The organism is Microcoleus sp. K5-D4 (genome assembly GCF_036704575.1).
GTDB lineage: Bacteria > Cyanobacteriota > Cyanobacteriia > Cyanobacteriales > Microcoleaceae > Microcoleus.
In genome coordinates, this window is record NZ_JAUBSD010000097.1 from 1 (window position 1) to 13549 (window position 13549).

A 13549-nucleotide genomic window follows, 5' to 3' on the forward strand; every position below is an offset into this window, starting at 1 on the left:
TTCTTGTTTTATTGACCCTACATTAGATTCTTCTGAGTCCTTGTGTCAAGCCTAATTGAGATGCTCTTACCCTGACTGTGGGGGCTGTTAATTGCTCATCAGTGCAGCGGGCCCCGCACTTGGTCGCGATCGGACATTGAATTCATGCAAAGAGAAGCCCAAAATATGGCACTTTCTCCCACAATTCAAGATAGTTAATATCGCATCTACTATTAGTACATAATATACCAGGATTTCACCCTCGAATAATGTAACCGACCGCCCCCTTGGAGTAGTATGAATCTCAGTTTTCAACCGTTCTTCGAGTTCGGGTGCATTCTCTCGGCGATCGAAAATGACCAACCAACCGGAATCTTGTCCCAATCTAGCGAGATATCCATCTAACTGTTGCCAACCTTTGTCTCTAGCCAGAGTTGGCGGCAAGGAGTTTTCGGATGCTGGGGGAGCGAAATCCAAGAATGATATCTTGAGGAGAGACGCCACGTTGAATCAGTTCTCGATCGATGTAGATTTCGGTACTGTTGTGTTGAATCCAGAGTTGATTTTCGATGATATCGAGCTGCATGGCACACCCATAGATGCGATATTCGTCGCGCCATTCGTTGTGCATCACGAGATATCGATCGCGGGCCATATCGAAGATTAACTGAGCATTTGCGTCATTTTTAGAAAAGTCTTCGAGAAAGTCACAAACAATTTTGCGGTATTCGTTTAGTCTATCCATTGGTCGATCGCCTCACGAGTTGGATTGTAAATAATTAGTCGGATTTCATAACGTTCGATGACAGTTTTTGCGGGTTCAAATCTGAGAAACATTTGGTAGGTATCGGTGGGCACTTCCAGATAAAGTATACGTTCTGGTTCGCTAGAGACTTCGATGGCAATGCGATAGTTTAGGAATTGACCGAGGGCGGTGTGGAATTCAGAAATGGTGGAGCCACCTGCGAAACTTTTGACTTCTACAGCTATTTTACGTCCTTCTTTTTCAGCGGCGATCGCTTCTTCGGCTGCAAGATCGATGTAGACATCAGCCACACCATAACGTAACTGGTAGGGCTCGTGGGTAATCTTCCAGCCATCTTTTTGTAGGGCGATTTTGACCGTGTTGTGGAAGATATCCTTTGCCATTTTTAGATTTTACCTAAGCATTTACATCGGACACTATTAGTACATATTATACCCGAATGTTACGCACCAATAACTGTAACCGATCGCCCCATTGGAGTAGTACGAATTTCAGTTGTAAGGTGCGTCAGATATTGTAACTCTCAATAATCGTTATAAAAGCTCACATGACGCACCATACAATTTGATTTTAGTATGCCAATTGCATAATTCCTGTTAGTATTAACTAACAGCTACAGCCTCCCCCAAAGGATGCTGCTGCAAAACAGCTTGCAAATACTTCCCAGTATAAGACCTCTGATTTGCCGCCACATCCTCCGGCGTTCCCGCCACAATAATTTCGCCGCCCTTATCTCCCCCTTCAGGGCCTAAATCGATCGCCCAATCGCAGCACCGAATCACATCTAAATTGTGTTCGATAACCAAAATTGAATTACCCTTATCCACCAATCTTTGCAGCACATTTAACAAATGGTGAACATCATAAAACGACAAACCAGTCGTCGGTTCATCGATTAAATAAAGCGTCTTCCCTGTAGCGCGGCGCGACAGTTCCGTTGCCAATTTTACCCGCTGCGCTTCACCCCCAGAAAGCGTCGGCGCCGGCTGTCCCAACTGAATGTAACCCAAACCAACATCAACCAAAGTTTGCAGTCTGGCGCCCGCCCTGGGAATATTTTTAAACATTTCCAAAGATTCCTCTACGGTCATGTTCAAAACATCAGAAATCGACTTGCCTTTGTACTTAACTTGCAGCGTTTCCCGGTTGTAGCGCGCACCTTTGCAAACCTCACACTGCACGTAAACATCCGGCAGAAAATTCATCGAAATCACGTTCACCCCTTGGCCGCCGCAAGCTTCGCACCTTCCCCCTTTCACGTTAAAAGAAAACTGCCCCGCTTTGTAACCTCTTGCCTTCGCTTCAATGCTTTCGGCAAACAAATCCCGAATCACGTCAAAGACTCCCGTGTAAGTAGCGGGATTAGAACGCGGAGTGCGACCGATGGGAGATTGGTCAATTACAATTACCTTATCAACCACATCCTCTAGAGAGCGTTCGCCTTTAGTTTTGAGGGCGTCCATATCGGGTGGCAAAGGCACTTTTTTGGTGATATAGTGTTGCAGCGACGGGTACAGCAATTCATTGATTAAAGTGGATTTTCCAGAACCGGAAACGCCTGTCACGCAGACAAGTTTTCCCAAGGGAATTTCTACATCAATATTTTTTAAATTGTTGCGCGTCGCATTTATGATTGAGAGAGCTTTGCCGTTGCCTTTTCTCCTTTCATTAGGGGTTTCAATTACTCGCTTTCCAGACAAATAAGCACCAGTCAAAGATTCCTCGGCCGCCAGCAAGTCTGCTAAACTTCCTTGCGAGATAATTTGACCGCCGTGAACGCCGGCGCCGGGCCCGATATCGACAATATGGTCGGCCGCTCGCATGGTTTCTTCATCGTGCTCTACGACAATCAAAGTATTGCCTAAATCGCGCAATTTTGTTAAGGTTTGCAGCAGGCGAAAATTGTCTCTTTGGTGCAGTCCGATGCTCGGTTCGTCCAAAACGTAGAGAACACCCGTCAAACCAGAACCGATTTGAGTCGCCAGCCGAATTCGCTGGGCTTCTCCGCCAGAAAGTGTCATTGCGGCGCGGTCTAAAGTCAGGTAATCTAACCCGACATCGAGCAAAAATTGCAGCCTTGCTTTGATTTCTCTCAGGGCTAAATCGGATATTTGGAATTGCCGATCGCTCAATCCCAAATTATTTACTCGTTCGCGGCATTCGCGAATCGAAATACTGGTTAAATCCACAATTCCGTACTGTCCCAACCGCACCGAAAGCGCCTCGGGTTTCAAGCGTTTGCCGTGACAAACCTCGCAAGAGCGATCGACCCGATACTGTTCCAACTTCTGCTTGATCAGATCGGAACCAGTATCGTCGTACTGGCGCTGCAACATGGAAATTACGCCATTAAAATCTCTCCTAAAATCAGTGCTGGCGTCGCGCTTTTTACTTTCTGCGCTGCGCTTTTGCTCATTGCCGTACAAAATCACCCGCTGGTGTTCGGGCTTTAATCGATACCAAGGAGTGTCGATATCAAACCCACAACTATCAGCAATGCTGCAAAGCAAAGAAAGATAATAGGAATTATCTTTGTCTGACCACGGCGCGATCGCACAATAAAGAGGGGCTTTCTCGTCGGGAACTACCAACTCCGGCGCAAAAGCCCGCAAACTCCCCAAACCGTGACAGTTTTGGCACGCGCCGTAAGGCGAATTAAACGAAAATAACCGAGGGGAAAGTTCCTCCATTACCGCGCCGTGTTCGGGACAAGCAAAGTTTTCGGAAAATACGAGCGGCCCCTGTGGTTGGGAATTTTCTTCAGTCGGTAACTCTTCAATAATCGCAATCCCCTCAGAATGGCGCAAACAAGTTGCCAGAGAGTCAACTAAACGTTCTTCTAAACCGGGTTTTTTTATTAACCGATCGACAACTATCTCGATATTGTGCGTTAGATTTTTATCTAATTCGATATTTTCCGAAAGTTCTAAAATTTCTCCGTTAACTTTGACACGAATAAATCCTTCCGCAGCTAAACTCGACAATAATTTGCGGTGAGTGCCTTTTTTTCCGCGCACAACTGGTGCCAGAAGATGAAAGCGAGTGCTGTCGGGAAGTGCCATGACTCGATCGCACATTTCATCAATTGTCTGCGGCGCAATGCAGCGATCGCAAATCGGACAGTGCGGTTCGCCGGCTCTGCCGTAGAGCAATCTGAGATAATCGTAAATTTCTGTAACAGTACCAACTGTCGATCGCGGGTTGTGAGAAGTTGACTTTTGGTCGATCGAAATAGCCGGACTCAAGCCTTCAATCGCGTCCACATCCGGTTTGTCCAACTGTCCCAAAAACTGGCGCGCGTAAGCGCTGAGAGACTCCACGTAGCGGCGCTGTCCCTCGGCAAAAATTGTATCGAAAGCGAGGGAAGATTTACCAGAACCGGAGACACCAGTAAAAACGATCAGTCGATCGCGCGGCAGTTCCAGATCGATATTTTTCAGGTTGTGCTGTCTCGCACCGCGAACCCGAATCGTATTTTGGTTGTTAGAGTGAGAATTCGTCACATTATGCCCGTTGCGGGATGCACTTGGCTGGCTGTTTGAGGTTTCGGCGCGTTGGGACATGAGAGTAGTGCAAAACAGTGCTTAACCATCTTAGCGCTGCCGATCGAATAGCTGGCATCCAAACTCAAGAATATCAAAGAATTGTCAAATAAGTTTCCGTCGGCCCGTCCGGCAAAACCTTCAAACTTTGATGCTTCAAATCCACTTCAATTCCCAGCGCTTCCATCGGAATCACGCCTCAAAGTGGCGTTTTCCCCTCGGACAATTCCAAACACTCAAAAGTTTCTTCGCGCCCGCACAAAGAAATCGAAGCATCCCGAAAAATCCTCGCCTCACTAATGCCCGTGGCTGTTTCCACAACCACCTGTTTGAGGATTTTTAAACCCAGTCTGGCGATGACATCTTTAGGCAAACACAAAGTAGTCGCGCCCGTATCCACCAAAACATTTTCTAGAGTAACAGACCTCACTTGCTCGATTGGGATCAGATTATCTTCGGCTTTCCCTTCATCCAGCCTATTCGTAATTACTACGGTTGCGATCACTTTTTTCCTTGGGGTTTCCGTAGTTGGTTAAATTACGTTCAAATTAGCCTAAATGGCTACTTTAATTATAGCATATATTTCCACAGATTGTTGGCGATGCACTCCCCATTGTGCACCGCCCACCTGACGAATATATCGGGCTAAATCATCAAATTATTGCACCCCAATAAACTTGTGAGTTTGCAAAGATAACCTGTAACTAGGATTTTGTTTCAGCAATTCCAAAATAATGGAAATCGCTGAGTTTTGGGAGTTCCATTCTGGTTGCAAAAAAACCGGAATATTCACATTATTTTCCAAATGCTTGTGATAAAATTCAACTTCTTCGCCAGTGCTAATCACTAACTTAATTTCATTGGCTCTAGTCCAAAAAAGCTCTTGCACCGGATATTTAGGATTGACGTGTTCCTTCGGAGAAAGAGTAATCCAAGCTTGTGGGGAAACATCCTGCCAGCAAGCACCCGAAGTTTCAATACTCACCTGCTTGTCAGCTTCTAACAAAGCTTCAACTAACTCAGGCAAATCGCGGTGAATGAAAGGTTCGCCGCCAGTAATGACAACCCTCGGAGACTGCAATTGAGCGAGCAATTGTGCGATCGACTGCGGTACAGACGGCAAACCTTTGCCCCCATTCGCATAGCCTGTGTCACACCAAGGACAGCGCACAGGGCAACCAGCCAATCTGATAAAATCAACTAAAGTCCCCGTCCAGTAACCTTCGCCTTGAACAGTACACTGAAAAGTTTCGTGAATTGGTAATTTTAGTTGTAAATTAGACACCCGAATTTATGCCTCAAATTAATTAATTAATTACGTTGTTTAGATATAATATTCTTAAATTGTTATTCCTTCGCGGTTTGCAGCAACTAAAAACAGTCCTGAACGCAGAAACGGGGTTTTTGAAAAAAAATTACTCGTTTTATCCGAGAAGCTTGACTCAGAAATGTGGTTTCTTCATAGCTTTTCTATAAGTCCTGAGAAATCCACCACAAACCGCAAATAACTCTTTAATTATCCTGTTCAGGTTCCATCATAGTAGCCCAGCGGCGTTTCAATGCCAAAGTCAGCCCGTCAGCAATGGGGACAACACTGAGAGTAACTCTGGGATCGTTACGCAATTTCTCGTTAAAAGTACGAATGGCGGTGGTGCTTTCGTCTTGTACTTGAGGGTCAGCAACTCGTCCAGACCACAGAACGTTGTCAATAACAATTAAACCGCCATTGCGTACAAGTTGGAGCGATCGCTCAAAATAAGCCTCATAATTTTCTTTATCGGCGTCGATGAAGGCAAAATCAAAGGTTCCAGCTTGTCCCTCGGCTATTAGTTTGTCGAGAGTATTTATTGCGGGGCCCAACTGCAAAGAAATCTTATTAGCAACGCCCGCAGCTTCCCAATACCGTCGTGCGATCGCAGTATATTCCTCGCTGACATCGCAGGCAATAATCTGACCGTTTGAAGGCAGCGCCAAAGCTACGCACAGCGAGCTATAACCAGTAAAAACGCCAATTTCTAAGGTTTTTGTCGCTCCCATAAGCTGCACCATGAGCTCCATAAACTGACCTTGTTCGGGAGCAATCTGCATCTGGGCCATAGGATGCTTAGCAGTTTCTTCCCGTAGTGAAGCGAGAATATCGGGTTCTCGCAGAGAAATAGATAACAGATAATCGTAAAGTTGATTTTCTAAGCCAAGAGTTGAGTTCGCCATCGGTTTGTCCTTGCTGCTGACTTTTGATTTTAGATTATAGATGCGCTGTTAATGGAAATCGGAGACTGTAGAGTTAATTTTGGCACCTATTTTACTGTGGCTGATGACAGGTTGCAGTAGCAGTGTCTCGGTTACACAGAGGCAACTTGCAAAACGCGCGATCTACTTCCAAATCAGTTTATCTCAGCTACAGGTGATTTAGCAGCTCTGGAAAAGAAAAATGGAAGAGGGGAGCGTTTTGAGATTCCTGCTTTTCTAGCACCGTGTAACGCCGTTAGTGATACGATTTCAAAAGATTAATGGAACGGTACACAAGCTGCAAACCCATACATAATGAGCTATTGCCCATTCCACATCTCAAATAAATCTCAAATGGTATGAGTTGGCGAGAAAGTGACTTCATCCCGATCGCGAACTAGACAAACTGCGAAAAACATAAGTATGTCATTGCCAGTGGAATGAAGCAATCCCAGAGGTTGTGAGTCGTTTACATTTTGTTACATTTTCAAGTTTTTTCGTGTCGCTCTACTTAATCCCGAATGACTAATTATTGAGGACTTACGCACTCCCAAAAAAGAAACCGTTTCCTTTAAGCCTTATTTATGGGTTAAAGCCGATTTATTTTCCTGAAACAAACCAGGAGTCGGGAAATCCTGATGCCTCAGAGTATTACTATTCACTAACAAACTGAGTTTAATAGGACGATTACTTAACTGTCACAGCTTATTCCTCCACACCTAAATAAGCTACCCACAATCAAAATAACATTCCACGATTCAGGTAGAGCAAGTATTTGTGGGCCAAAGCCCGGCTTGTAGCAACCTTTGAGCCGCACTATTACTCATAACTAAGGAACCCGGATTAATAGGACGATTACTTAACTGTCACAGCTTATTCCTCCATACCGAAACAAGCTACCCAAAATCAAAACAACATTCCACCAAGGCATCGCTATGTATTACACTTTCGCAGGTTTTGGTGCCGTCACAGGCATATTTTTGCTGCTAGTTTTTGCCATTCTCCAATGGCTGCACGTCCCTGCCGGCAGTTTTATTGATTGGGTAATTGCCATTGCTATTTTTGAATGGCTGTTGCTGATAGTTACAGTTCCCTGGAATATCCATTTTGAAGCTAAAGAAGTTTTAGCGCAAGCCGCAGAATCGACTAAAAAAAACATTGCTGTCGATCGGGAACAACTCCAATACGTTACTGTATTAGTTAGCCGATCGCTCTTTGCGGCGATCGCACTTCACCTGTTTAGCGCGATCGCACTTTACACCCTAGCCGCCACCGGAATTAGTGCTATTGGCTATCTCAGTTCCGGTGCTGCACTGCTGTTAACTGTACTGCGTCCAGCTATCCGAGGTTATCAGTATTTAGCCCAGCGGCTGACAACTATCCGCAGCCAATTTTTGTACCCCCGCGAAGATATTGTCGAACTCCGCAGCCGCTTTGCAATGTTAGAATCTACAGTTAGGGATTTGACCAATCAATTAAGTCCAGACAATCCGAATTCGTGGGTAGCTGTGCAAAATCGGGAACGGGAAGCTATCAGAAGAGAATTAACTACTGTATCCGCCTCTCTACAATCTTTGCAAGCAACAAATCAGGCAGAACACACTAAACTCGCCAGAGATGCAGAAAGTGCGATCGCCCAACTCACCGATGACGGACAATTTCTCAACCACGTCCGCGAAATCATCCGCTTCTTTAAAGAATCGTAAAGTCCGACGATTTTAGATTAAACGATTGAATAATTGGGAATGACTGATGACTATCGAGCTTGAGATCTGGCCTACCGTAAAATTCTGGTTCTAAACTGCTATCATGAGTCATTAGTACAATTCCCAATCCTCAACCTGCAATTGCCACTTCCCTATCTTTAGATAGATGCCAAATAGTCGCAGATAGTAAAAATTTAAATAAAAACAGAATTTTATCAGTCTTCAGGAAGAGTCCATCAAGGTATTTTCCCTCACAGCAATTTTTCGCAAACTATAACCAAAGATAGTTTGTGAATGAGCTAGCTTTCGCCTAATATTTAAACATAGCGCAAAGACCTTTTTGAAAATATAACTCAGGAATAAATCATGACTAATCGTCAACCAATACCCCCCAAAGAAGAAGTTAGCAAATCAACACCGGCCGACGAACAAATCGAAGCCAATATGGAAGCGCCCCACTACGACAGGGGCATTACTCCTGCTGAGACAGCAGCACGGCAAGAACGGGAAGGCGCTAATTTCATGCACACCACCAACGAAGGGAAGCAGAAAAGTGCAAAAACTGATGACCAAACCGATGACGAAAGCATTCACACCACCGATGGTTATACGGTAGACAAAGAAGGCCTGGTTAACAATTACGCGATCGAACCGGAAATGTACATCAACGAACCGGGCGATTTGAGAGAAAAAGAGGAAGCTGAAGCCGCAGAACGCGCTCGAATTCTCGCAGAAGTGAAAGATAAAAAAGGCGAGGAAGGAAAATTGACAATGGATGCAGACACCCGCGGCAAAGGGCCGGGTATTATCTAGATTGTGTGGTTGGTAGTTGCGTTTCAGCGCGCGAGGTTGCAACGGCCGAAAACAGGGGCGGGTTTTTATAGTTCCGGCATTTATCGATCGATATTTCCGGTACAACCCGCCCCTATTTTCTTTTCCACATCTGTTTTTTGATTTGAGAGGTTAGATCGTACATCTCTCAATTACCGTATCAATTGCCACGTTTTCAGACCCAGCTCAAAAACGCCTTAAAATTCCTCAAGCTTTAACATTTTCCCTCAGCCAATTAAACTTAGCCTCAGCCAGCGCCAAATTTTCCAGAACGTTAGGATTGATATCCTCTCGTTCAAATTCTGGTTGATCTAATTCAATATTGCGACCGTATTCTATATGTCTGATCGTACCGCGCATCCTGTCTGCCAGACACAGTGAAATTCCATAATAAAAGCGGGAAGCAAAGCCCATATCGTTTTGAAGTTTGATTACTAACTGCCGCCTAGGAATTGCCAGCAAGTGAGTTTCTTCGATCGCCTTCACCGTTGCTAAAGGAGGGCGAGCGTCAATGAAAGAGACTTCTCCCACCAGTTCTCCGCTGGCTATTTTAGCGATTTCTCTAGTCCGCTCAGCCTCGATCAAAACGCTCAAACTCCCCTTCAAAACAATGTAGAGCGCATCTATCTGCCTCCCTTCATGGATCAAAATCCCGCCGGGATCAAGAACTTCCTTTTTGCCTTTTTGGACGATCCAGTTGATATCGTCATTATTTAACTGGCTCAAAATAAAAAGTGCTTTTTTTCTGCTGCTGTCGGCCATAAGTTTTAGCTCTCGATCGCTTCTTCTTTATATAAAATTTAGATGGTGCGCGATCGCCACTTCTTCCGAAGCAGTCCTCGCTCAATACAGTTTTTTTATCCTGTCTAACTTCTTCGCAAAACCCATATCGGGCAGGCTTTGCCCATAGCAGATGAATCACGCTGAAATATAATCTCTCAATACTAGCATTTGTTAAACAATCTTTTTTAACTGGATCGACCTCAAAAAACTCGTGTAAAATTCGCCTCTCAAAAGCAATTGGGTTCACCCGCCCAGCTTTGCTGCAGGATGGGGCGCGGCAGACAATGCTCCGCGCCCAGTCTTGCTCACTAAATCGATCGCAAATCAGGATAGCCAGCCAACATATCGTCAGCAGTCAGAGTGTCCCCGTTCGCTTGAGGAGTCCACAGCACCTCAACCGCCAGCAACTGCTCGCTCGATACTCCCCCAATCTGACGCAAAGCTTGGCGCAAATCTTCAGAGTTTTTCACTGCTGGCAATTGCAATTTGCCTTGAGTACCGACAATCACCGTCACCACAATAAATTCCCCGGGATCTGAATTCACATCAGAAGCAACCAGCGCCCCATTTTCCTGCAAACCTGGCAGGATATTGCTGCTCCCTGCTTGCCGGAGCTGATTGTTATAATTCGAGAGCGTTTCTTCAGTAAATTTACTGCGTTCTGCCAAAGAAAGTTGATTAAACTTAGCTTCGGCTGCTTCCAAGCGAGTTTGCACAGATTCAGCGCCCGCGTAAACCCAGTATTCAGGATGCCGCAGCAGCGCCAGAGTAGATTCTTGCAGCACTTGAGCACGACCTGTCGCTGTATCGGTATCCGCTTTTCGCGCTAGGGAGTCGAGTTCGGCCTGCAAACCGCGGGCCTCTGCTAGCAAACCAACTTGCAAGCGGGCGACAGATACAGCGCTAGTAGGGGCGCTGTTGCCGAGTTCGTCAGTTCCGCCCCCGGCGCGGCGGAAGCTTTGGACGAGGAAATTAGCAATCGAAATAAAAATCAAAATCGAGAACAGGCCGCCAAACCCGCCCCCAAAGCCAAAAAACGGCAGTAAGAACGGGAAACCGAAGCCACCGCCAAAGCCGCCGCCCGGGTAGTAGCCTCCTCCCGACGGCGCGTAAGTGCGACTCGGGGATGAGTAACTGCGCGCTGGAGCACTAAAAGATCCGCCGCCGATGCGTCCGCCGCTGCGGGCAGCCAGAGCTCCGTCAGCGTTACCGAGGGCTAGCGTCAGTACCAGACCGATCGCGAATAGTGGTTTCAAAAGGGGTTTGATCTTTGAAATTAGTTGCTTGTACATAAGACCGTTACTATTCGATACATTTATAATTTACAGTCTATCCTCGCTTCTGGGCAGCCTGGTTATAGGTATGAAGCCAGCGAGATATCCGTACTAACCGATCCCACAAGCAGCGTTAGGGCTGAGTCTGGGAACGGGAAAGGCTAGAAATGACTGGCATTCCTGACTACGAACAATGGACATCCCGGGTTTTACAGAAGTTTACTTAAGTCCAGAGCGATCGGCCAACAATAAGCTCTAGACTTTTAAAGAAACGCCGCGAGTCCTCAAAAACAGGGCTTTATCTACCGTAAAAAAAACATTATGTTTCCAACTCACCGCCCCCGCCGCCTCCGCAACCATCCCCAACTCCGCCGGATGGTACGCGAAAATATCTTGACCACCAGCGATTTAATTTACCCCCTATTTGCCGTACCGGGGGAAGCTTTTGCTAAAGAAGTCACATCGATGCCGGGAGTTTACCAGCTATCGGTAGACAAAATAGTAGAAGAAGCAAAAGAAGTCTACGACCTCGGCATTCCCGCTATTATTTTATTCGGCATTCCCGCAGATAAAGACACAGACGCGACAGGTGCTTGGCACGACTGCGGCATCGTCCAACAAGCGACGGAAGCAGTTAAAAAAGCCGTACCAGATTTAATCGTCATCGTCGATACTTGTCTGTGCGAATATACCAGTCACGGTCACTGCGGCTATTTGGAAGTCGGAGATTTAAGCGGCCGCGTCTTGAACGATCCCACACTAGAATTGCTGAAGAAAACCGCAATTGCTCAAGCTAAAGCTGGTGCAGATATTATCGCGCCTTCGGGAATGATGGACGGTTTTGTCGGAGCAATTCGCCAAGGACTGGACTCTGCTGGATTTGAAGATATTCCCATCATGTCTTACGCGGCAAAATACGCCTCAGCTTATTATGGCCCGTTCCGGGATGCGGCTGATTCTGCTCCGCAATTTGGCGATCGGCGCACCTATCAAATGGACCCAGGAAACGGTCGCGAAGCTCTTAAAGAAATTGCTCTCGACATTGCCGAAGGCGCAGATATGCTCATGGTTAAACCCGCTTTAGCTTATATGGATATCATCTGGCGCGTGAAGGAAGCAACTAACCTGCCAGTTGCTGCTTACAACGTTTCTGGGGAATATGCGATGGTGAAAGCCGCCGCCCTCAACGGTTGGATAGATGAAGAAAGAGTAGTGATGGAAACTTTGACAGGATTCAAGCGTGCTGGTACTGATTTGATTTTGACTTATCACGCCAAAGACGCCGCCCGCTGGCTGCAAAACTAGATTCACTCGATTAGAAATTAGAGATTAAAGAATTGACTCCACAGCACAATCTTCGGGTGTTTTCGTGGAGTCAATACCTCTCTCGATAGATGATTTTTGAGCAATTAGGGAACACACTAGCTATCGCTTACGCTTAGCAATAAACGACGCCTCGAAACCTGGTTTTTAGAGTTTCGGTGGGCTGTAACGAAATAGACGTGAGAAAAAACCCGGTTTCTCTGTAGGCAAACTCCAAACACCCTAACAAATCAGTCATTCCCCATCTCAAATCTCCACTCTCACATCTCAAATAGTATGAGTTATAAGTTGGGAATTTTGACTCAAAGACTTTTTTACAAAATTTACCCCAAAAAGTATTAATAATCACCGAAATTATTTAGAAAATATGTATAACTAAAAATAGTTTTGTAAATCGGGAATTCAATCATTGATTGTTCCCAAGCAAAATTAACTATACCGGCTAAGACAGTAAAAGTAACACAGTTTAGATACAACTTGAAGGCAGATTGAGCATGACATCAACGACTAGGGATTCCAGTCACATTCAATTTTGTATAGGTCGCGATCGCGCCGACATCGCACAGATCCAAGAACTATTTAAAGCCGCCGCCTTTTGGGCGAGGGAACGCAAGATAGAAGATTGGGAAATTGCGATCGCCAACAGCGAACCAGTTGTTACAGTTTGGGACGGCTCACGGGCGATCGGCTTTGCCAGAGCCACCTCAGATGGGATCTATCGAGCCACCATCTGGGATGTCGCCATTCACCCGGATTACCAAGGTGCAGGACTCGGGCGCAAATTAGTGCAAACCGTCTTGAGTCACCCTCGGATGTGCCGAGTAGAGCGAGTTTACCTGATGACAACTTACAAACAAAGCTTTTACGAGCGCATCGGTTTTCAGCAAAATGCTAGCACCACAATGGTACTTGAAAATCAGCTTCTCGAAGAGAATCTCGAATTAGAAATTAGCAACGGCGAATTGCTAACTGCTAATTGTTAAATAATCACAAGATTGGCATCAAAATCTATAATATGTAGGGTGCGTCAGGGCGCACCTTACTCCCTATAAATACTTTCCTTCTTTCATCTTCCCTTTTCCATCTTCTCGCCCTCAGTTAAATCAGTTAAATCCC

The 13549-nt window shown here is 45.8% G+C and carries 12 protein-coding genes and 1 pseudogene; 4 read left to right on the forward strand and 9 right to left on the reverse strand.

Annotated features, from left to right (window positions below):
- Nucleotides 1–87 precede the first annotated feature (87 nt).
- The 7 genes and pseudogenes from QUA77_RS24035 to QUA77_RS24065 all read right to left on the reverse strand — a co-directional run bounded on the left by QUA77_RS24035 (nt 88) and on the right by QUA77_RS24065 (nt 6498).
- A complete protein-coding gene (locus QUA77_RS24035) occupies nt 88–423 on the reverse strand; it encodes a hypothetical protein (RefSeq protein WP_333452966.1) in 336 nt (111 codons plus the stop codon).
- A complete protein-coding gene (locus QUA77_RS24040; protein ID WP_333452968.1) occupies nt 404–724 on the reverse strand; it encodes a XisI protein in 321 nt (106 codons plus the stop codon). The genes QUA77_RS24035 and QUA77_RS24040 overlap by 20 nt, the downstream gene beginning before the upstream one ends.
- On the reverse strand, nt 712–1128 hold the full coding sequence (locus QUA77_RS24045) for a XisH family protein (protein ID WP_333452970.1): 417 nt from the start codon (nt 1126–1128) through the stop codon (nt 712–714). Before QUA77_RS24045 ends, QUA77_RS24040 begins: the two co-directional genes overlap by 13 nt.
- Nucleotides 1129–1347: 219 nt before the next feature.
- Nucleotides 1348–4308 (reverse strand): excinuclease ABC subunit UvrA, encoded by a 2961-nt coding sequence (gene uvrA / locus QUA77_RS24050; RefSeq protein WP_333452972.1) that lies wholly within the window; start codon nt 4306–4308, stop codon nt 1348–1350.
- A 73-nt stretch (nt 4309–4381) separates the two neighbouring features.
- Nucleotides 4382–4792: pseudogene (locus QUA77_RS24055) on the reverse strand (retroviral-like aspartic protease family protein).
- Between the two features lie 153 nt (nt 4793–4945).
- Entirely contained in the window at nt 4946–5572 is a 627-nt protein-coding gene (locus QUA77_RS24060; protein ID WP_333452974.1) for a 7-carboxy-7-deazaguanine synthase QueE, read from the reverse strand.
- 227 nt (nt 5573–5799) lie between these two features.
- Nucleotides 5800–6498 carry a class I SAM-dependent methyltransferase gene (locus tag QUA77_RS24065; protein ID WP_333452975.1) on the reverse strand — a complete coding sequence of 233 codons (699 nt, stop codon included), beginning with the start codon at nt 6496–6498 and terminating at the stop codon, nt 5800–5802.
- Between the two features lie 953 nt (nt 6499–7451).
- Between QUA77_RS24065 and QUA77_RS24070 the strand changes: the two genes are divergently transcribed.
- Both QUA77_RS24070 and QUA77_RS24075 read left to right on the forward strand, forming a co-directional pair.
- Nucleotides 7452–8222 carry a hypothetical protein gene (locus QUA77_RS24070; RefSeq protein ID WP_333452977.1) on the forward strand — a complete coding sequence of 257 codons (771 nt, stop codon included), beginning with the start codon at nt 7452–7454 and terminating at the stop codon, nt 8220–8222.
- Nucleotides 8223–8588: 366 nt separating this feature from the next.
- Nucleotides 8589–9035, forward strand: coding sequence for a hypothetical protein (locus tag QUA77_RS24075; RefSeq protein WP_333039860.1), 447 nt, complete (start codon nt 8589–8591; stop codon nt 9033–9035).
- Nucleotides 9036–9260: 225 nt separating this feature from the next.
- Here QUA77_RS24075 and QUA77_RS24080 read toward each other — a convergent pair whose 3' ends face one another.
- Together QUA77_RS24080 and QUA77_RS24085 are read right to left on the reverse strand one after the other, a co-directional pair.
- Nucleotides 9261–9815 (reverse strand): cyclic nucleotide-binding domain-containing protein, encoded by a 555-nt coding sequence (locus QUA77_RS24080; RefSeq protein ID WP_333039858.1) that lies wholly within the window; start codon nt 9813–9815, stop codon nt 9261–9263.
- Between the two features lie 329 nt (nt 9816–10144).
- Nucleotides 10145–11128, reverse strand: a complete 984-nt coding sequence (locus tag QUA77_RS24085; RefSeq protein WP_333452979.1) for a DUF1517 domain-containing protein — start codon at nt 11126–11128, stop codon at nt 10145–10147.
- 303 nt (nt 11129–11431) lie between these two features.
- On the opposite strand from QUA77_RS24085, the gene hemB reads away from it, so the two are divergent.
- Both hemB and QUA77_RS24095 read left to right on the forward strand, forming a co-directional pair.
- Nucleotides 11432–12415, forward strand: a complete 984-nt coding sequence (hemB, locus tag QUA77_RS24090; protein WP_333039856.1) for a porphobilinogen synthase — start codon at nt 11432–11434, stop codon at nt 12413–12415.
- Between the two features lie 512 nt (nt 12416–12927).
- Nucleotides 12928–13416, forward strand: coding sequence for a GNAT family N-acetyltransferase (locus QUA77_RS24095; protein WP_190656314.1), 489 nt, complete (start codon nt 12928–12930; stop codon nt 13414–13416).
- Nucleotides 13417–13549 lie beyond the last annotated feature (133 nt).